The organism is Rhizobium sp. CB3171, assembly GCF_029714265.1.
GTDB lineage: Bacteria > Pseudomonadota > Alphaproteobacteria > Rhizobiales > Rhizobiaceae > Rhizobium.
Window position 1 is genome coordinate 2,265,974 of the sequence record NZ_CP121653.1, and the last position, 18,297, is coordinate 2,284,270.

Genomic DNA, 18,297 nt, shown 5'->3' on the forward strand with positions numbered 1-18,297 from the left:
CGCGGGAGACGTGCTTTGATCGGTGTCAAGATTTGGGCGGATCGAGCCGAAACCGCTTCTGTGATGGATCAATGCGCAGAAAATCATCCGCTGAAACGACAATTCGATGAAGGGATAAAGATCTTGGACCATAAGGCAGCTTCTCGGCCCGCCGACTTCGGCCGTGATCAACCTTGATCTACGTTTTCCTTGCCACCGCTTGGACGTGCATCGTCGTCATCAAACAGAATGCGCCACGATGCCCCCTCCAGATCATCATACTGCCCGGTCTTCAGCGACCACAGAAAGCCTCCCAGGCCGAGCGTCCCCATGAACAATGCCAGCGGGATCAGGTAGATCAGCATATTCATGATATGGAAGCTCCCGCAGGGGTGGTGAATTTGCCGGTACGCTCTGTCTGCCAATTCCAGCCATTCAGGCGCAATGCATTCGTCACGACGATCAGCGAAGACGTGGACATGGCGACAGCGGCGATAAGCGGCGTCGCATAGCCCGCGATGGCGATCGGAACAGCCAGCACATTGTAACCGATGGCAAGGGCGAAGTTCTGGCGGATCAGAGCAGCCGTACGCCGCGCGACGCAGATCGCCTCCGGAACCGCGTCGAGGCGGTCCTTCAGGAAAACGAGGTCTGCCGCTTGTCGGCCAATGTCGGAGGCGGTTGCGGGAGCCATCGACACATGCGCCGCCGTAAGTGCCGGCGCATCATTGATACCGTCGCCAACCATCATGACCTTGTTGCCCGCCTCGTTTAAGCGTGCGCACTCTTCGACTTTCTGCTTCGGATCCAATTCCGCAATCCAGCGATCCATATGCAATAGCCGCGCTGTCGATTCGACGACTGCTCGCCGGTCGCCAGACAGGATCATTGTATGCAGCCCCGCAAGACTGAGCTGGCGAATGGCCGCGGCGGCTCCGGGACGAAGAGTGTCTTCAAAGTAGAAGCGCGCCAGCTCTACCCTGTTCCTCGACAGTATAACCTCGGAAAGGGACTCATTTGGTCCTTTTTCACGAAGCGGGGCGGCGCAAGCGAACTGCATGTTGCCGAGCCGATAAAGCCCGTCGGCGGCCTCGGCCTCGAGGCCCGCTCCCGGAATCTCCGCGACGCTGTCGAACCGGCGGACATTGTTGCCAGCACTACGCAACAACGCCTGGGAGAGTGGATGCCGGGAATGCGCGGCAAGACCGGCCGCAATCGCCCTTTCCTCCGGCCCCGCGCCCACCATCTCGATGAGACATGGCTGGCCCATCGTCAAAGTGCCGGTCTTATCGAACACGACGGCATCGACCTCGGCTAGACGTTCCAGAGCAGAACCATCCTTGATCATGATGCCGCTGCGAAACAGTTTGCCGGCGGCGGCGACCTGGACGACCGGTACGGCAAGACCAAGCGCGCACGGGCAGGTGATGATGAGCACGGCAACCGCGACCAGCATCGCATGCTTCCAATCCCCACCGACGAAACCCCAGGCAAGAAACGAAACCAGCGCAAGCAGGTGGACGGCCGGTGAGTAAAGGCTTGCAGCTCGGTCCGCGATCCTGCGATAGCGCGCCCTGCCCCCTTCGGCAGCTTCCATGAGGCCGATAATCTCGGCGAGCAGAGAGTTCTCCGCGGTCTTCGTGACGCGAATGGTCAACGAGGCCATGAGGTTCATCGAACCAGACCGAACCTCCGTGCCATTCGCGACTGCGACCGGCACGCTCTCGCCTGTGACAATGGAGAGATCGAGTTCGCTCGTGCCGGCGATCACGACGCCATCGGCGGGGACGCGCTCGCCGGCGGCGATAAAGATATGGTCGCCAATGCCTATGTCCTCTACCGAAATATATCGCCTGCTGCCGTCGGCCGTTATCAACAAGGCACCGCGGGGTGCGAGCCTCGCAAGGCCATTGACCGCGGCTCGCGCTTTCTCGCGCATGATATGGTCGAGCGCGCGACCGATCAGCAGGAAGAATAGCAGCGAAACGGAGGCATCGAACCAGGCGTGCTCTCCGTGATGGATCGTCTCCCATAATGATACGGCATAGGAGAGCGTGACGGCGAGAGAAATGGGAACATCCATGTTGGTCCGCCCGTGCTTCAAGGCATTCCACGCCGAGCGAAAAAAGAAACGGCCGCCGTAGATAAGGGCCGGCGCAGCAATCATCGCGGAAATCCAGTGAAACAGGTCTCGCGTCGCCGCATCTGCGCCGGACCAGACTGATACCGAGAGCAGCATGATATTCGCTGCGGCAAAGCCGCAGACACCAACGGCCAGGAGCAATTGATTGCGCAGGCTATCCGTCTGGGACGCGGCGGGAGTGAAAATATGCGCCCGATAGCCGGCTTCGGTGATCGCGGAAAGAATACCCGACGGATCGATGACAGCATTATCAATGCGCTCGACATAGGTGCAACTGACCCGCCGAGCGGTCAGGTTGACTCGCGCGCCCTTCACATAGGGTAACCTGCGCAAAGACCGTTCGATGGTCGAGATGCAAGCGCCACAGTGCATATCGGGAACGCTGAGGTCCAGTTGGCGAAGGCCCTCCCCCAGCGGATGGCTGGCCAGGACGATCTCCTCGGTACTGGCGCAGCACTTGCTCATTGTCATGACGCTTTCCGCGTCCATGGTGCAGCAGGTCATTGTCCAAACTCCGCCGTGTCGATGCGCCTGGCCTCATGCATTACCGTGACACCGTCTCTGCGCGAGATGGTTTCCACGATCCAGTCGCCTCCCTCAATGCGATGTTTGGCTTCGAAATGGCCTTCGCTCGTCTTGGTCAGTGCAAGCGCAAAGTCCTCTCGGTCGCCCACGGGTCTTCTGAACGTCAGCGTCACGTCGTCGACCACCGCCGGCAACCCGTCCCGATTGTGAATATCGTAGTGAATGACATTGCCGCGCAGGGACAGATCGCCGGAAATGCCGCTGCCAGCCATAGCGCGCATTGCGGCGGCCTTGCTGTTGAATTCCTGGCTTGCGACATAGGTATTCTCCACCACAAGGCCGCTCCAACTCGTGGACGCGAGAACCGCCATCGTCACATTCACTCCGATCACGACGGTGAAGAACGCAACAATGACGACCAGCATATGGCGGCCGGTGAAGGGACGTCCGGTGGTAACTTGGCTTCTCATTTCGGCGCTCCCGGTGCGTTGAAGGCGGCCCGGTACGTCGCCCGATCCGCGTGATTTTCGTCCTCTATGACGAACAGGAATTCCTTGATTGTCTCCGCCTTGGCCTGTTGCGTTACGAACACTTTAAGCGAGGTGGCCGCGTCCGGATCCGCATCGACAGTGAAGTGCCGGCCTTCCTCCTTCGAGAGTTCGGGGATCTTCATCGTCGCTCCTACTGCGCCCTCCAGTCGGATATCGATTTTCCTCGGCGCCGGGACCATGTTGAGGACGCGAAGCGTATAACCGTTGCGGATTGATCCATCCGATTCCAGCACATATTGCGGATTGCGATCGTGGAGCACGTTCAGCTCCAGCCGCTCCCTGAGCGCCAGATGCACGAGCATCGCCACCCCGACCGCTGCCCATACAGCGGCATAAAAAGGACGCGCGGCCTGAAGATCACCCGCCAATTGAAGTGCCGAATGCCCTCGATGAAGCTGCCGTCAGGGTTTCGCACGAGGTTCGGCTGCACGGCGACCGTGCCGCCGTTGGTCGCCAGGCTCATGTTGGCGGCGTACTCGCTCAGCGTCGCATAGGAGATCAGGCCGCGCGGCTTATCGAGTTTGTCCATCACGCCGTCGCAGGCGTCGATACATAGGGCGCAGGTGATGCACTCCATCTGCTGACCATCGCGGATGTCTATGCCCATCGGACAGACCGCCACACAGGCATTGCAATCGACGCAATCGCCGACCGGCTGGCCTGCTGCCTGAGCTTTTTTGGCGTGACGGGAGCGAGGCTCACCGCGCCAGTCGTTGTAGGTGACGACCAGGGAATTTTCGTCCAGCATAGCGCCCTGGATGCGGGGCCACGGACACGTGTAGGTGCAGACCTGTTCCCTCATCAGCCCACCAAGAACGTAAGTGGTCGAGGTGAGAATGGCGACCGTGGCATAGGCGACCGCCGGCGCTTGGCCCTTGATTAGGGCAACGGCCAGGGATGGCGCATCCGCGAAATAGAAGATCCATACGCCGCCGGTGAGGACGCCGATAAGGACCCATATGCTGTGTTTGGCGACCCGCTTCGCAACCTTGTCCGGCGTCCAGGGACCAGCATCGAGTTTCATGCGCGCGTTGCGATCACCTTCGATCGCGCGTTCCACGACAAGGAAGAGATCGACCCAGACCGTCTGCGGACAGGCATAACCACACCATGCCCGTCCCACCGCCGAGGTTACCAGAAACAGGCCAAAGCCGGCCATGACAAGCAGACCGGCCACATAGAAGAACTCCTGGGGCCATATCTCGATGAAAAAGAAGAAGAAGCGACGAGAGGCCAAGTCGATGAGAATCGCCTGGTCGGGCGCATATGGGCCTCGGTCCCAGCGAATCCAGGGAGAAAGATAGTAGATGCCGAGCGTGATCAGCATCACGATCCATTTGAATCGCCGGAACCGACCCTGCGCCCGCTTTGGAAACACTTTCTTTCGTGCAGCATAGAGTGGCTGACGATTGCGCCGTGCATTGACCGCCTCGGCATCGAGCCGTTCGACATGAGCGTCCCGCGGGTCTGGAGCTGTGTAGAGGTTCATCGCTCGGTGTCCTTTTGATGATCCTCATCTCGCATTCGGCCGACCAAACGTCCTTGACGTAGGTCAAGGAACGGCCGCCCGGTCTTCGGGCTCGGTCAAAAAATGAGAGCCACGCCCCGGAGGGACGTGGCTCAGAGGAACTACGGGGGAGCCCGTAGGGAACGTCCTCTACCTTTGAATGCTAACGGCTCGCGGTATTGTGATCTTTGAGCGAAATCAAACTGGCCATGGAATTGCCGAGCTTCTCCAGGCTGTCTTCCTCCCGCGAGGAAGGGAGCGGATGTGCCCGCGCGGCAACCCGCGTATGAACGATGGCTCGGGGGTTGCCGTACAAGCGGAGAAGGGGATTTTGGTCGTGGGCAGTCATTTCATTCCTCCTATTTTCCACCGCCCAGCGAATGAACAAACACGGACAGCTCCTTCACGGTGGTTTCGCCCAGCCGGGCCGACCAAGCCGGCATCACGCCATGTTTCGGCGCGGTCACCTGGCGGATGATCGCATCCTCTCCCCGCCCCTTTAACCAGATCGCATCGGCGAGATCCGGCGCTCCCATCTCCTGCTTGCCCTTGGCGTCCTCGCCGTGGCAAGCAGCGCAATTGTCGAGGAATACCTGCCTTCCAGCCTTCGCCAGCGCCAGATCGGAAGGCGTGTTCGTCAGTCCCCAGACGTAGGCGGCAACCTGCCGAATTTGCGTATGATCGAGCATATCGCCGAAGGCAGGCATTTCCGACGAATGCGTCTCGGGGTCGGCATCGAAGCGGATGCCATGCGAGACGGTCTGTTGGATCGCTTCGAGGTCGCCACCCCAGAGCCAGTCGTCATCGTTCAGATTGGGAAATCCCGGAGCGCCGGTGGCACCGGAGCCATGACACGGCGCGCAGTTGACCTTGAAGGCAGAGGCGCCGCCAGCGATGGCAAACTCGCGCAGCGTCGGATCGGCATCGATTTCTCTGACGGTTTTCGCGGCGATGAGATCGTGAAACCGAGTTTGTGCGACCTTGGCCTCTTCCACCTGCTGCTGCAGTTCGGCCCGGCTCGAAAAGCCGAGCAGTCCTTTGGTGGTATCCCTGATCAGGGGTATGGAGGGATAGGCGATGGCATAGCCGATGGCCCAGAGGATCGTGACGTAGAATGTCCACACCCACCATCGCGGCATGGGATTATTGAGTTCACGGATGCCGTCCCATTCATGGCCCGTTGTTTCGACGCCGCTGAGTTCGTCTATATGTTTGTCCGACATCTCAATCATCCTTCAGAGGTATGTCAGCGGCTTCGTTGGCGATCTTTTTGCTACCTGGCCGGAGCGTGAAGGCGATAGCCCCTACGAAAAACAAGGCCATTGCGAGGAGCCCCCAACTGTCGGCGAAGTGACGCATTGCAGTATATGTTTCCATGGAGGCACCTCAGCGATAACCGGTGGCATCGTCATAGGTCGAGAAATCGACCAGTGTTCCGAGCATCTGCAGATACGCGACGAGCGCGTCCATCTCGGTCAGCCTGGTGGGGTCGCCGTCGAAATCGCCAACCTTCGCTTTCGGATATCGCGCCAGCAGATCGGTCGTATTTGCGTTCGGATCGGCTTGCGCCCGCATGTCGGCTTCCGCATTCGCCAGCATGTCTTTGCTATAGGGCACGCCGACATCCTCGTTAGCCTTGAGATCCATGCCGATATCCTTAACAGTGACGTCCCTCTCTTTGAGGAAGGCATAAGTGGGCATGATCGACTCCGGCACGACCTCGCGCGGGTTGGACAGATGCTGGACGTGCCATTCGTTGGAATAGCGACCGCCGACACGCGCCAGGTCCGGTCCCGTGCGCTTCGAGCCCCACTGGAACGGATGGTCATACATGGACTCTGCGGCGAGCGAATAATGGCCGTAACGCTCCACTTCGTCCCGGAACGGGCGGATCATCTGGCTATGGCAGAGGTAGCAGCCTTCGCGGATGTAGATATTGCGCCCTGCCAGCTCGAGAGGCGTATATGGGCGCATGCCTTCCACCTTCTCGATCGTGTTCTGGAGATAGAACAGCGGCGCGATTTCGACGATGCCGCCAATGCTGACCACCAACAGCGACCCGACGAGCAGCAGGGTGGCATTTTTCTCGAGGATCTGGTGTTTCTCTAGGATAGACATCTTGCTTTACCTCACTCGGCAGCCTGGGCAATGAATGCGCTCGGGATCGCGGCTTCGTCGCGCTGGCGCCCCCGGATGGTCATTGCGACGTTCCAGGCCATGATCACTCCCCCTGCCAGATAGAGAGCACCGCCGACGGCGCGCAGAAGGTAGTAGGGGAACATCGCAGCCACGGTCTCTGCGAAGGAATAGACGAGGAAGCCCTGACTATTGTATTCACGCCACATCAGGCCTTGTTGAATGCCGGCGACCCACAGCACCGCCGCGTAGATAACGATGCCCAGCGTGGCGAGCCAGAAATGCCAGTTGACCATGCGGAGGCTGTAAAGCCGCTCACGTCCCCAGAGCTTTGGCGTCAGGTAGTAGATGGCGCCGAACGTGATCATGCCGACCCAGCCGAGCGCGCCGGAATGAACGTGACCGATGGTCCATTCGGTATAGTGACTAAGCGAGTTGACCGTCTTGACCGACATCATCGGGCCTTCGAAGGTCGACATGCCATAGAAGGCGATCGCGACGATCATCATGCGGATGATCGGGTCGGTGCGGATCTTGTCCCAAGCGCCCGAAAGCGTCATCAGGCCGTTGATCATGCCGCCCCAGGAAGGCATCCACAGCATCACCGAGAAGACCATGCCCAGCGTCTGCGCCCAGTCGGGCAATGCCGTGTAATGCAGGTGATGTGGGCCAGCCCAAATGTACATGAAGATCAGGGCCCAGAAATGGATGATCGACAGGCGGTAGGAATAGACTGGGCGGTTCGCTTGCTTCGGCACGAAATAGTACATCATGCCAAGGAAGCCGGCGGTCAGGAAAAAGCCGACGGCGTTGTGGCCGTACCACCATTGTGTCAGAGCATCCTGCACGCCCGAAAACAGCGAATAGCTCTTCGAGCCAAGGAAAGAGACCGGCATCGCCAGATTGTTGACGACGTGCAGCATGGCGATGGTGACGATGAAGCCCAGATAGAACCAGTTCGCCACATAGATGTGCGGCTCCTTGCGCTTCAGGATCGTTCCTAGAAAGGTGACAAGATAGGCGACCCAGACAATGGTGAGCCAGATGTCGACATACCATTCGGGCTCGGCATATTCGCGGGCCTGTGTGATCCCGAGAACATAGCCGGTCGCGGCCATGACGATAAAGAGTTGATATCCCCAGAACACGAACCAACCGAGATTGCCGCCGAAGAGCCGGGCTCGGCAGGTGCGCTGGACGACGTAGAAGGAGGTCATTATCAACCCATTGCCGCCGAAGGCGAAGATGACGGCAGAGGTGTGCACTGGGCGCAGACGACCGAAGTTCAGGTATGGCGCAAAGTTCAGATCCGGATAGGCAAGCTGGAGAGCGATGACCACGCCCACCAGAAAACCGACAACACCCCAGAAGACGGTGGCGATAAGCCCATATCGAATGACTTCGTCGAAATAGGGCGTTGGCTCGCTTCTGATACGAGACGCCTCCGGCGAAAAGTCGACGCGGCGAACCAGCAGGATCGTACCTGCCAGAAGACAGAAGAATAACACCCACATATGGGCGGCAAAAAGCTGATCATGAGCGGCGCCGGCACCCACCAATGCCAGAAAAGCGCCGACCGCGACCAGCATGGTTTCAGCGGTGTAATTCATGTCGTCGTCCCCAGAGCGCAGATGACCGCACTTAGGAAGGTCATCTTTCTCGCACTTTGAGCGACAGGTCCCACGTGCGCGGCGACCGATCCTTGATCTAGGTCAACAAACACCGCGGATTCCTCATTGCCGGGCGCGTTGTTGCAAAAACACCGCTCGGCAAGACCACTCCCTGCCATACAGAGAATGCTCGCGGCAATTTGATCAACCTCAAAGAAGGTCCGCCCGCCGGCCCATAAAACCGAACTGACGGCTAATGAGGCTGTCGGTAAAGGAGATATGGAATGCGTTTCAAAATCGGTCTGGTCGTCGCAGCGGTGGCGCTAGCCACTTCGGTTGCGCCACTCTTGGCGGCGGACCACCAAATTCAAATGCTCAACAAAGGTGCTGATGGTGCCATGGTGTTCGAGCCGGGCTTTGTGAAAATCGCGCCCGGCGACACCATCACCTTCGTTCCCACCGACAAGAGTCACAATGTCGAAACATTCAAGGGCCTGATCCCAGACGGTGCCGCCGAATTCAAATCCAAGGCGAGCGAGGAATATCAGGCAAAATTCGACATTCCGGGCTTCTATGTGGTGAAATGCACGCCTCATGCCGGCATGGGCATGGTGGCGCTCGTTCAGGTTGGCGATAACCCGACCAATCTTGAGGTCATCAAGACCGCGAAGGTTCCGAACCTGGTGCGCAAGCGCCTCGATGCCGACCTGGGGCAAATCACCCAATAGCGCTCGGCTGGTGCAAACTCGCAAACGAAAGCGGCCGAATTCGGCCGCTTTTCGTTTGTTTGGCGTTACTTGATAGCCATGGTCAGACGCAGGCTCTCCCTTGTTCCTCAAGCAGCCTTGCAATGCGTGCGTCCAGATGCGCCGAGATAAGCGTCGAAGGCCGCGGCAACAGCCCTGACCATGAATCGCGACTCCTGGCAAACCGTAACTTTGCCGCCATCAATGGTGACAACGCCGTCCGCCGCAAGTTCCAGCAGTCTCTCATTGCCATCCAACAGAAGAGCGGCATCGAAGCCCGACCCTTCCGCAACGCGGACCAAATCGACGGCAAAATCGCACATGAGCCGTTCGATTACGCGCGCGCAACCTGTCCTCGTCGGTGAGCCGATAGCCTTTGACGGTTGCCAGAATACCCGCACTGATGCGATCGGCATAGCTGCCAATGGGAACCTGGTTCTGGACATATCCCATCGGCAATTTTCCGATGGCGGACGCCCCGAGGCCTATCAACGTATCGCAGGTATCGGTGGTGTAGCCTTGGAAATTTCTCCGCATGCTGCCTTGCGATGCGGCAATCGAAAGATCGTCATCCGGCAGCGCAAAGTGATCAAGCCCGATGCGGACATAGCCTGCCGCCACGAGTTCCGATGCGATTGCTTCCGCCTGGGCATTTCTTTCTTCGGCGCGGGGAAGCGCTGCGTCATCGATCAGCCGCTGATGCTTCTTAAAGGCTGGAACATGAGCATAGCCGAACACCGCGAAACGTTCTGGCCGCATCCGGATCGCCGTCCGGACGGTTTCGACGCAGGATTTTACTGTCTGATGCGGTAGTCCATAGATCAGGTCGAAATTGATACTGCCGACCCCCGCGCCCCGCAACAAAAGGATCGCCTCCTCTGTTTGTTCCGGGGTTTGCCTGCGATTGATGGCCGCCTGCACGACGGGGTCGAAGCTTTGGACACCGAGGCTGGCACGGTCGACACCGCTCTCGCCCAACGCCTCCACCATCGCCGCCGAAAGCGTCCGAGGATCGATCTCGACCGCAACGCTGCTATCATCCCGGAAATCAAACACGCTTCTGAGTTTCTTCATGAGGGCCCGGAACTCGTCCGGCTTCATAATTGTCGGCGTCCCACCACCAAAATGCACGTTCTTGACCTGTGTCGGATGACGCGCGGCAAAGCCAACAAGCTCTATCTCCTGGTCCATCACATCCAGATAGTCGACGATGGGACGATCCTGCCTCGTGATGGTCGTATGACAGCCGCAATACCAGCACATCGCGCGGCAGAATGGCACATGCAAATAGAGCGAAACAGGATCGTCCTCGGCAAGCTTTGCCAATGCTTCCGCATATGCATCAGGCCCGACCATTGAGGAGAAGGCAGGCGCTGTCGGATAGCTTGTGTAGCGGGGCAATCGCGCCTCACCATATTTCGCGACCAGACGATTGAACATGAATAATGCCCTCATTGAATCCTTGAGAGGTTCTGGCGGCGGCAAACGGTCTTGTCCTTGTCCTATGTCAATGACGGAGCGCGCGACCATCCAGAGAAACGGGGGGGTTATTTGCTCCTGGTCAAAGTGTTCTGAACGCGCCGGCCTTAAGTTCCGAGCATCTGGTGGCCAAGGCTGCAGTCATCCCAGGACCTCGAAGTCACGCAGCCGAAGGATTGATTCCATGAATGAAGGAGCAATTGAGTTCGCAGAAACGCCTGCCGGTGACGTGCGCATCCTCACATCCGGTGAAGGACATGCACGCATTTTCCGTGTCCTTCGAAGCCTTCCCCCCGGCGGCTTGCTGCGTATTAAGAGCGATCACGATCCTCGCCCGCTCCACTATCAGCTTGAGGCGGGCTACCCTGGAAAGTTCGCTTGGGAGTATCTCGAACAGGGCCCGAAAAATTGGCGTATTGAGATATCACGCCTGGATACCGGATGCGATTGCTGCTGCGGTGAGCATTGAAGGCGGGCGTCTGCGATGCTGGTCCCCGGTGCAACTCTGTCTCGATGGACGATGTCGTATTTCGCCGCTGCGCTCCTGTGTTTACTGCTGGCGCAAATGATGCTTGCAGCGGGCTGGTGGCAGCCGTCCGTCGATATTGGCGAGCCCCGGGTGCTCATCATCGTCCATTTCGTGACCATCGGTTGGTTCGGTCTTTTGATGATCGGAGCTTTGCTGCAGTTTTCACCGGTTCTCACAGGATTGGGCCTGCCGACCGAAAGATTGAACCTCGTATGCCTCTTGGCGCTGATTATCGGCTTAGCAACCCTTTCTTTCGGCTTTGAAGCGATAGAACGCGAATGGCCGTTCGCGGGGACATTGATGGTGGCCGCCGTGTCCATGCTGGCGAGCGCGTTCCTCGCCATCGCCATGGTACTGTTCATAGGACTCTGGCGGGGCCGAAGCGTTCATACGGCATCCCCGTTTGTCATGATGGCGATTGTCTGTCTCGCCGCGACCGTTACGCTGGGCGCGATCTTCGCGCTGGTGATCTCCGGCGCGACGCAGACCCGCTACTTGGTCGAATTGGTTCTGGATGCGGTTCCGCTGCATATGAGCTTCGGCCTGGCAGGTTGGATGACTTTCGCCGCTATCGGAGTGAGCTACAAGCTTCTTCCGATGTTCCTGCTGTCGCCCGATACTGGAAAATCCGGCCTCGTGCGAAACAGCGGCGCATCGGCCCTCGCCATCCTCTGCCTTGCCCTGGTCCTTTCGACCGCAGGCTCCGGGTTGGTTCAGCCGCTTATGCTCGCAGCCGCGATCACCTTCGCCATAACCCTTACGGCATATCTCGTCGACGTGACTGCAATGTACCGGCGCCGGCGACGCAAAATTCCGGAACTGAACACACTGGGGTCGATTCCGGCATTTGCGCTATTGGCCGCATCGGCTCTGGCCTTCGTCGTCTCGATCCCGCTTGGCCTCGGCCCAAACGTGCGTATCGCGCTGATCTACGTTTTTGCGTTCGGTTGGCTGACAGGGCTCGGTCTGGCGCAATTGCTCAAGATCGTCGTCCCCTTCCTGACTTGGATCGAAGCCTTCGGGCCGCTGCTCGGCCGTCGGCCGACACCGCGCTTGAGCGAGCTGGTCAGAGAACGCCACGCGGCTGTCTGGCTCGCCCTCTTCTATCTCGGAGTGATCCTGGCCGGGGTCGCGATCGCAGGAAGTTCCGATAGCGGCTTCCGTGCCGCGGCTGCCTTGCAGGCTTTCTGCACGGCAGCCTTGGCGTTCGAGCTGTTCCATGCGCGTGCCCTCTTAAATATCGATGGCTCCGCAAAGACTGCACCCTTTCGTCAACCAGCGCTTTTGGTCGCAAAACAAATCCAGAGAGGTAACGCGAATGATGCCGCTTCGTGAACTCGATGTCCGCCAAATCCTGAGGGAAGGAGGGTTGCCGTTCCAGCTCATAATGGACACCATCGCATCGCTTGAGCCGGACGAAGGCCTTCGTCTGCTCGCAATTTTCGAGCCGCTGCCCCTCATCAGACAGCTCAAGCAGCGAGGCTACATCCACACGAGCAGACAGATTGATGACGACGATTGGGAAATCGTTTTCACTCCGGAAACGGCATCGTCCAGCGAAACGCAAGCGGATGCATCGCCGGCCTCGGCCGATATCTGGCCGGACCCGGTCTGGAACATGGATCTTACCGATCTCACGCCGCCGGAGCCGATGGAGCGGATACTCGCTCGGCTGGAGACGATGAAAGCGGGCGAGGTGCTATTTGCACTTCTTAGCCGTGAGCCGGTTTTTCTCTTCAACGAATTGAAATTGCGCGGCCATGAATGGGTTGGGAATTTCGATTCGACCGGAAGCGTTTTTCGCATCATGATCCGCTTCAATCCTTCGGAGGCGGCCGCATGAGCCAGGCGGGAACGATCACCATTCCGGCTGTTGTGCAGTGCCTTCGCGGCATAGAAGATCCGGAGATCGGCATCGACATCGTCGAGTTGGGATTGATATACCTCATCGAGATCCTGCCGATTGGCACCGTGCGGATCGTCATGACGACGACGACAAGGGCCTGCCCCGCCTCCGCCTTCATCATCGACGCCGTGAGGGAGCGACTGCAGGCGATCGAAAGCATCGGCAAAGTGGAGATAGACCTTGTCCACGAACCGCCATGGTCGCCTGACATGATCGGCAAAGCAGTCATCGACCGCTTACCGGCATCAAGCTGCGCGGAAATCTGAACGGGCATTTTTGTCGCGAGGAACAGTGCCGGTGACCGGGTTCGTGAACTTGATCGCCTTCGCCAGACTGGAGCCGGGCGCGTGGCCCGGCTCGCCTTTTTCACCGGAGGGGTTTTCTTTCCTTGCAAAGAAACGGGGCATGTTCGACCGCGAACAACCCGAATGCAGCAGTCCACCCCGCCGCAGCAAGCATCAATATTACGTCGGCATAAGGCGGCATCAATTCGGCGAGCGGCCGCACGACCGCAACCGTCACAAGGATTGTGTAGGACACGGTGGTGGTCAAACTGGCCTTCAGCTTCCTTCCGGTGTGGCCACGACTGGCACGGGTCATGACCGCCAGCATCATGAGGCTGACGACGCCGATCGCCAAAATGTGGAGGATCGCGATCTGCTCCAGGCCTACGGCACCAGCGGCAATTGCGGCAAACCCAATCGGAACGAACAGATAAGCAATATGCAGGACCACAAGCATTGGATCTCGCCAAGTCGTCCATGCCCGCCAGCGCGCGAGGCGTACCGCATTCAGGATTGCCGTACTGGCAGCGAGCAGGCCCGTCGCCACCGTCGTCGGTGCGAGTGTCCAAGACACCAAGGCCAGCATGCCTGCGGCGATCGAGACCGCATCGAAGCTATCGTAGGGCGCGGGAAAATCCGTGCGGCCGGACCGGTTCAGCCAGTTGCGCGTGAAGCTCGGAAGAATGCGCCCGCCAATGATCGTCACTAGCAAAACATAGGCAGCTAGGCCAAACCGAATGGCAATGTCAGGTGTGACGCCCTTCAAGACTTGAAGGTGAAAGCAGATGTTGGCGACGGAAAGAGCCGCCAGGCCTGCGATAACCTTCAGATCTTTCCATTTCCTGCCGGCTATGACCTCCCGCGCGCAAAGCACGAGCAGGACCGGCAAGAATATGCTGTCGGCAGACACGGCGGGAATTGCGCCGATCCAATCGATAAGCAGCAACGCCGCACGGCCCGCGAGCCATATTGCGAACAAAGCCATGAGCGGCCGGCCCGAAATGGGCAAGCGGCCGGTCCAGTTCGGGATCGCAGTTAGGAGGAAGCCTGCGAGAATTGCAGACGCGAAGCCGAAGAGCATTTCGTGCGCATGCCAGTAGATTGCTCCGTATTCTTCGGCGATAGGCAGGCCCCTCGAAAGAAACAGGACCCACAAATCGATGCTGATGATCGCCCAGACGGCCGCCGCAAGAAAGAACGGGCGGAAACCATAGGAAAAGAGAACGGGCCGCGAGCGCGACAATCCGCGAACAATATGTTCCCCGGATGTGGCGTGAGGATGCTGTTGCATAAGCGATATCTCCGAATTGGCCATTCAGCCATAAGGGAGCTCACAGCGACCGTCGTTGCGAATACGCAAGGATCGTGTCCCAGGACTTTGGCTGTCCCAATGCTGAATTTGCGCCATGTCAAAGAGGATCGGCACGGATCTTTTATTGTATCGTCGGCGGTCGAGGGGCACTGTCGACGTCAAGGGATCAAGCATGACGAATAATCCGGCCAGCCGCCTTTCCGACTTGTCCGTCAACCGGACCCCGATGACGGCATGCGGAAGCGGGGCTGGATGTTCACGCTTTGCGGCCTGCTTCATCACGCATTCGGAGCCGCCAATAACAGAGGCCCATTCCTGGTGAAAATCGACCCGACAGTACTGAAGTCTCTACCCTTGTTCGATCGTATGTTGGACAGCGACCTGAACGCAATGCTGGAGCATGCCGTTTCGCGTCGCGTCATGCCGGGCGACGCTGTATTTGAACAAGGCGCCCCGGCCAAGTCTTTCTTTCTCCTTCTCCATGGGCGGCTCAAAGTGACCCAGGTCACTCCCGACGGCCAGCAGATTATCGTTCGGATGGTCCATCCGGGCGATTTGTTCGGTTTTGCGATGGCGCTCCAGCGCGCCGACTATCCCGGCACCGCCATAGCGGCGGCCGAAAGCCTCACTCTGGCGTGGCCCACGGAGATGTGGTCACGGTTCGTGGAGCAGAATCCCCGTCTCGCCGTTACTGCGATGCAGACCATCGGGCAGCGGTTGGAGGAAGCTCACACCCGTATCCGGGAAATGTCGACGGAAGAAGTCGAGAGGCGCGTTGCGCATGCGGTCCTGAGACTGTCAAGACAGGCAGGCAAGCAGGTGGACACAGGTATCCGTATCGATTTTCCAATCTCGCGGCAGGATATTGCGGAAATGACTGGCACCACATTGCACACGGTCTCCAGAATCTTGAGCGCATGGGAGGCGAGAGGCATCGTGGAAGGCGGCCGGCAGAAGTTGACGATCTGCGATCCCCAAAAGTTGCTCAATCTTGCCGATCGGGCGCGCAGTTGAACCGCGATTGAACGCCAGTTTCTGGACCGAAAAATGCATGAATTCATAACCGCCTTCGTGGCTTTCGTCACCTTTCACTCGATCCCCGCCATTCCGGCCATCCGCGGGAGCATTGTCCAGCAAATAGGCCGGCCGGCCTATTTGCTTGTCTATTCCGCGGCATCGATCGCGGCATTGATATGGGTATTCCGCGCCGCACTGGCTTTGGACTATATCCCGCTCTGGGACTTTCAACCCTGGCATGCCGGAGTGACATTTGTTCTGGCTCCAGTCGGGTTGTTCCTGGTCCTCGGCGGGCTTCTGAGCCGCAACCCATTGTCGGTATCCATGCGCACAGCGGGACAACCCGGAGCGATCGTTCGCATAACACGCCACCCGGTCCTTTGGGGATTCGCGCTTTGGGCAGTCGGTCATCTGGCCGCGAATGGCGACTTGCGCTCCCTCCTGCTTTTTGGAGGATTCGCGTTCTTTTCGCTCGGCAGCATTCCGATGGCGGAGATGCGTGCCAGGCGTCGCTTGGGAACGACATGGAACAATTTTGCGGCTCAGACTTCTATCGTGCCCTTCGGCGGTCTTGCCCGCGGGAATAGGTTGAGTGTCGACGCGCCGATGCTGATTGGCGCGATAGCGGCGGCCGCCCTCACCATTTGGCTGCTTCTCTGGGGCCATCGCTTCCTTTTTGGCGCCGACCCGCTGTCGATTTTCATGTAAGGCGCTGGCCTTCGTAAACTGGGCGCTTACGAAGGACGAAAGGTCGCAACGATTGCCGGGTCAGTTTCGATGCGGCCGGCGCCGATCAAATCAAGACAATAGGGCACCGCCGGAAACACTGTGTCCAGGCAAAGGCCGATCGATGACGGTTTTCCCGGCAGATTGATGATCAGGGTGCTGCCGCGTATGCCGGCCGACTGTCGAGAGAGAATTGCCGTAGGCACGCTCTGGAAACTCGCCCGTCGCATGACCTCGCCGAAGCCCGGCAACTCCTTTGTGATCACGGCGCGAAAGGCTTCCGGCGTCTCATCCCGTGCAGACGGACCGGTTCCGCCGGTCGTCAGGATAAGATCGGTCCGCTCTTGATCGCAGAATTCGATCAGCGCCTCGCGGACGCTTTCGAAACCGTCGGGGATTATCTTCGAAATGGCTATCCACGGCGATGTGATCGCCCGATTCAGCCAATGCCGGATCGCCGGGCCCCCGAGATCGTCATATTCGCCGCGGCTTGCTCGGTCGGATACGGTGAGGATGCCAATGCGCACCATGGATCAGCCTCCAAGCGCGGACATATGACGGGCAAGCGTCGGCGTTCCGCGGCGATCAATTCTGAAATCGTGGCCTCGCGGCTTCGCCCTGATGGCTGCGTCGATTGCCGTGTGCAGCGCCTGGTCAGATTCGAACCCGCGCAACGCTGGACGCAGATCAATCTTGTCCTCCTGGCCGAGGCAGGTATAGAGCACGCCGGTCGCGCTGACGCGTACGCGATTGCAGGTCTCGCAGAAGGAATGACTCATCGGCGTAATGAAGCCGATCCGTCCGCCAGTCTCGGCCACACGGACGTAACGCGCCGGCCCGCCGGTACGTTCGCGTATGTCGGTGAGCGTCCAGCGCGTCTCGATCAGCCGCCTAAGATCGGTCAGCGGCAAATATTGATCGATCCGGTCCGCGCCAACATCCCCAAGCGGCATGGTCTCGATCAGCGTCAGGTCCATGCCGCGACCGTGAGCGAAGGCTATCAAGTCATGGATCTCGCCTTCCGTGATGCCTTTGAGCGCAACGGCATTCAGCTTGACGGCAAGGCCCGCGTCCTGTGCCGCCTGCAATCCGTCCATCACCACACCAAAGCTTCCTCGCCGCGTGATCTCTCGAAAGCGCGTCGCGTCAAGTGTGTCCAGGGAGACATTCACACGCCGAACGCCCGCGCGCGACAAAGCTTCGGCATGCTTGGCAAGCAGCGTTCCGTTCGTCGTAAGTGTCAGTTCCTTGAGCGCTCCTGTCGTCAGATGGCGCGACAGCGCTTCGAACAATGTCATGATATCCTTACGCACCAAGGGTTCGCCGCCTGTGATGCGGATCTTCGAAACACCGCGGGCGACAAAGGCCGAAGCCAAACGATCCATTTCCTCTAGCGTCAGCAGATCCCTGCGCGGCAGGAAGGTCATGTTCTCGGCCATGCAATAGACGCAGCGCAGGTCGCAGCGGTCGGTCGCAGACAGCCGGAGATAGGTGATCCGGCGACCGAAAAGATCGGTCAGTGGGCAGGATAAGGTGTTGGTCGCAAAACACGCGGTCATGGCGCCGCCCCGGGCAAAGCCTTTTCGAGAATGGTGCGAAGGGCTGAAAGACCCGGATCCTCGGCGCGGTTCATGATGCCGATCAATTGAACAAAATGATCGTCGGACGCCGTCTCCATGAAAGAACGGACGACCATGGCGAGATAGGCCGCCGGTTCCACTGCTTCCAAACTGGCCGCCTCTTTGAGCCGATCTGCGAGGCCCTCCATCCCGAGCGTCTCAATGACCGTCGCCGCGGTTTGGGGGTTGTCGAGCGAGGCAATAAGTGTTCCGAACATGCTTTTTCCT

19 protein-coding genes and 2 pseudogenes are annotated in these 18,297 nt (G+C 59.0%); 7 read left to right on the forward strand and 14 right to left on the reverse strand.

The features are described from left to right. Nucleotides 1–167: 167 nt before the first annotated feature. From ccoS to ccoN, 9 genes and pseudogenes are all read right to left on the reverse strand, one after another. Nucleotides 168–350, reverse strand: coding sequence for a cbb3-type cytochrome oxidase assembly protein CcoS (gene ccoS, locus QA648_RS29555; protein ID WP_283052479.1), 183 nt, complete (start codon nucleotides 348–350; stop codon nucleotides 168–170). Further along, nucleotides 347–2,626 carry a cation-translocating P-type ATPase gene (locus tag QA648_RS29560; RefSeq protein WP_283052481.1) on the reverse strand — a complete coding sequence of 760 codons (2,280 nt, stop codon included), beginning with the start codon at nucleotides 2,624–2,626 and terminating at the stop codon, nucleotides 347–349. The genes ccoS and QA648_RS29560 overlap by 4 nt, the downstream gene beginning before the upstream one ends. Then, a complete protein-coding gene (locus QA648_RS29565) occupies nucleotides 2,623–3,117 on the reverse strand; it encodes a FixH family protein (protein WP_283052483.1) in 495 nt (164 codons plus the stop codon). The genes QA648_RS29560 and QA648_RS29565 overlap by 4 nt, the downstream gene beginning before the upstream one ends. Then, nucleotides 3,114–4,687: pseudogene (gene ccoG / locus QA648_RS29570) on the reverse strand (cytochrome c oxidase accessory protein CcoG). The gene QA648_RS29565 and the pseudogene ccoG overlap by 4 nt, the downstream one beginning before the upstream one ends. 181 nt (nucleotides 4,688–4,868) lie before the next feature. Beyond that, nucleotides 4,869–5,054, reverse strand: coding sequence for a hypothetical protein (locus QA648_RS29575; protein ID WP_283052484.1), 186 nt, complete (start codon nucleotides 5,052–5,054; stop codon nucleotides 4,869–4,871). Between the two features lie 10 nt (nucleotides 5,055–5,064). Further along, nucleotides 5,065–5,928, reverse strand: a complete 864-nt coding sequence (ccoP, locus tag QA648_RS29580; RefSeq protein WP_283052486.1) for a cytochrome-c oxidase, cbb3-type subunit III — start codon at nucleotides 5,926–5,928, stop codon at nucleotides 5,065–5,067. A 1-nt stretch (nucleotide 5,929) separates the two neighbouring features. Continuing rightward, a complete protein-coding gene (locus tag QA648_RS29585) occupies nucleotides 5,930–6,082 on the reverse strand; it encodes a cbb3-type cytochrome c oxidase subunit 3 (protein WP_104827539.1) in 153 nt (50 codons plus the stop codon). A 9-nt stretch (nucleotides 6,083–6,091) separates the two neighbouring features. Next, nucleotides 6,092–6,823: a cytochrome-c oxidase, cbb3-type subunit II gene (gene ccoO, locus QA648_RS29590; RefSeq protein ID WP_104827540.1), complete on the reverse strand. Its 732-nt coding sequence runs from the start codon at nucleotides 6,821–6,823 to the stop codon at nucleotides 6,092–6,094. Nucleotides 6,824–6,834: 11 nt separating this feature from the next. Next, nucleotides 6,835–8,451 (reverse strand): cytochrome-c oxidase, cbb3-type subunit I, encoded by a 1,617-nt coding sequence (gene ccoN / locus QA648_RS29595; protein ID WP_260304403.1) that lies wholly within the window; start codon nucleotides 8,449–8,451, stop codon nucleotides 6,835–6,837. A gap of 284 nt (nucleotides 8,452–8,735) precedes the next feature. On the opposite strand from ccoN, the gene QA648_RS29600 reads away from it, so the two are divergent. Next, complete coding sequence (locus QA648_RS29600) at nucleotides 8,736–9,179, forward strand: pseudoazurin (RefSeq protein WP_283052488.1); 444 nt, start codon at nucleotides 8,736–8,738, stop codon at nucleotides 9,177–9,179. A gap of 107 nt (nucleotides 9,180–9,286) precedes the next feature. On the opposite strand, the pseudogene hemN reads toward QA648_RS29600, so the two are convergent. Further along, nucleotides 9,287–10,637, reverse strand: a pseudogene (gene hemN, locus QA648_RS29605) (oxygen-independent coproporphyrinogen III oxidase). Nucleotides 10,638–10,860: 223 nt separating this feature from the next. Here hemN and QA648_RS29610 point away from each other — a divergent pair. From QA648_RS29610 to QA648_RS29625, 4 genes are read left to right on the forward strand one after another with little or no spacing between them, the layout of a single operon-like run. Further along, nucleotides 10,861–11,145, forward strand: coding sequence for a DUF2249 domain-containing protein (locus QA648_RS29610; protein WP_104827544.1), 285 nt, complete (start codon nucleotides 10,861–10,863; stop codon nucleotides 11,143–11,145). Between the two features lie 51 nt (nucleotides 11,146–11,196). Beyond that, nucleotides 11,197–12,540, forward strand: coding sequence for a hypothetical protein (locus QA648_RS29615; protein ID WP_283052489.1), 1,344 nt, complete (start codon nucleotides 11,197–11,199; stop codon nucleotides 12,538–12,540). Next, nucleotides 12,524–13,048 (forward strand): DUF2249 domain-containing protein, encoded by a 525-nt coding sequence (locus tag QA648_RS29620; RefSeq protein WP_283052490.1) that lies wholly within the window; start codon nucleotides 12,524–12,526, stop codon nucleotides 13,046–13,048. Before QA648_RS29615 ends, QA648_RS29620 begins: the two co-directional genes overlap by 17 nt. Further along, nucleotides 13,045–13,377, forward strand: coding sequence for a metal-sulfur cluster assembly factor (locus QA648_RS29625; RefSeq protein ID WP_283052491.1), 333 nt, complete (start codon nucleotides 13,045–13,047; stop codon nucleotides 13,375–13,377). Before QA648_RS29620 ends, QA648_RS29625 begins: the two co-directional genes overlap by 4 nt. Nucleotides 13,378–13,477: 100 nt before the next feature. Here QA648_RS29625 and QA648_RS29630 read toward each other — a convergent pair whose 3' ends face one another. Then, a complete protein-coding gene (locus tag QA648_RS29630; protein ID WP_283052492.1) occupies nucleotides 13,478–14,686 on the reverse strand; it encodes an NnrS family protein in 1,209 nt (402 codons plus the stop codon). Between the two features lie 339 nt (nucleotides 14,687–15,025). On the opposite strand from QA648_RS29630, the gene QA648_RS29635 reads away from it, so the two are divergent. Both QA648_RS29635 and QA648_RS29640 read left to right on the forward strand, forming a co-directional pair. Continuing rightward, nucleotides 15,026–15,721 carry a Crp/Fnr family transcriptional regulator gene (locus QA648_RS29635; RefSeq protein WP_199773632.1) on the forward strand — a complete coding sequence of 232 codons (696 nt, stop codon included), beginning with the start codon at nucleotides 15,026–15,028 and terminating at the stop codon, nucleotides 15,719–15,721. A 33-nt stretch (nucleotides 15,722–15,754) separates the two neighbouring features. Next, entirely contained in the window at nucleotides 15,755–16,432 is a 678-nt protein-coding gene (locus QA648_RS29640) for an NnrU family protein (RefSeq protein WP_104827549.1), read from the forward strand. A gap of 26 nt (nucleotides 16,433–16,458) precedes the next feature. Here the strand turns inward: QA648_RS29640 and mog are convergent, their stop codons facing one another. Genes mog through QA648_RS29655 form a run of 3 tightly spaced genes read right to left on the reverse strand, consistent with a single transcriptional unit; the run spans nucleotide 16,459 to nucleotide 18,287 of the window. Beyond that, nucleotides 16,459–16,977: a molybdopterin adenylyltransferase gene (gene mog / locus QA648_RS29645; RefSeq protein WP_283054307.1), complete on the reverse strand. Its 519-nt coding sequence runs from the start codon at nucleotides 16,975–16,977 to the stop codon at nucleotides 16,459–16,461. A 6-nt stretch (nucleotides 16,978–16,983) separates the two neighbouring features. Beyond that, nucleotides 16,984–18,009, reverse strand: coding sequence for a GTP 3',8-cyclase MoaA (moaA, locus tag QA648_RS29650; RefSeq protein WP_283052493.1), 1,026 nt, complete (start codon nucleotides 18,007–18,009; stop codon nucleotides 16,984–16,986). Beyond that, nucleotides 18,006–18,287, reverse strand: a complete 282-nt coding sequence (locus QA648_RS29655) for a hypothetical protein (RefSeq protein WP_283052494.1) — start codon at nucleotides 18,285–18,287, stop codon at nucleotides 18,006–18,008. The genes moaA and QA648_RS29655 overlap by 4 nt, the downstream gene beginning before the upstream one ends. Nucleotides 18,288–18,297 lie beyond the last annotated feature (10 nt).

Bases quoted from the DNA above. Each gene is read 5' to 3' on its own strand.
- QA648_RS29615 (WP_283052489.1), top strand. From the start codon at position 11,197: ATGTCGTATTTCGCCGCTGCGCTCCTGTGTTTACTGCTGGCGCAAATG.
- QA648_RS29610 (WP_104827544.1), top strand. From the start codon at position 10,861: ATGAATGAAGGAGCAATTGAGTTCGCAGAAACGCCTGCCGGTGACGTG.
- moaA (WP_283052493.1), bottom strand. From the start codon at position 18,009: ATGACCGCGTGTTTTGCGACCAACACCTTATCCTGCCCACTGACCGAT.
- ccoO (WP_104827540.1), bottom strand. From the start codon at position 6,823: ATGTCTATCCTAGAGAAACACCAGATCCTCGAGAAAAATGCCACCCTG.
- QA648_RS29600 (WP_283052488.1), top strand. From the start codon at position 8,736: ATGCGTTTCAAAATCGGTCTGGTCGTCGCAGCGGTGGCGCTAGCCACT.
- QA648_RS29630 (WP_283052492.1), bottom strand. From the start codon at position 14,686: ATGCAACAGCATCCTCACGCCACATCCGGGGAACATATTGTTCGCGGA.
- QA648_RS29620 (WP_283052490.1), top strand. From the start codon at position 12,524: ATGATGCCGCTTCGTGAACTCGATGTCCGCCAAATCCTGAGGGAAGGA.
- QA648_RS29625 (WP_283052491.1), top strand. From the start codon at position 13,045: ATGAGCCAGGCGGGAACGATCACCATTCCGGCTGTTGTGCAGTGCCTT.
- ccoS (WP_283052479.1), bottom strand. From the start codon at position 350: ATGAATATGCTGATCTACCTGATCCCGCTGGCATTGTTCATGGGGACG.
- QA648_RS29640 (WP_104827549.1), top strand. From the start codon at position 15,755: ATGCATGAATTCATAACCGCCTTCGTGGCTTTCGTCACCTTTCACTCG.
- QA648_RS29585 (WP_104827539.1), bottom strand. From the start codon at position 6,082: ATGGAAACATATACTGCAATGCGTCACTTCGCCGACAGTTGGGGGCTC.
- QA648_RS29565 (WP_283052483.1), bottom strand. From the start codon at position 3,117: ATGAGAAGCCAAGTTACCACCGGACGTCCCTTCACCGGCCGCCATATG.
- QA648_RS29655 (WP_283052494.1), bottom strand. From the start codon at position 18,287: ATGTTCGGAACACTTATTGCCTCGCTCGACAACCCCCAAACCGCGGCG.
- ccoP (WP_283052486.1), bottom strand. From the start codon at position 5,928: ATGTCGGACAAACATATAGACGAACTCAGCGGCGTCGAAACAACGGGC.
- QA648_RS29560 (WP_283052481.1), bottom strand. From the start codon at position 2,626: ATGACCTGCTGCACCATGGACGCGGAAAGCGTCATGACAATGAGCAAG.
- ccoN (WP_260304403.1), bottom strand. From the start codon at position 8,451: ATGAATTACACCGCTGAAACCATGCTGGTCGCGGTCGGCGCTTTTCTG.
- QA648_RS29575 (WP_283052484.1), bottom strand. From the start codon at position 5,054: ATGACTGCCCACGACCAAAATCCCCTTCTCCGCTTGTACGGCAACCCC.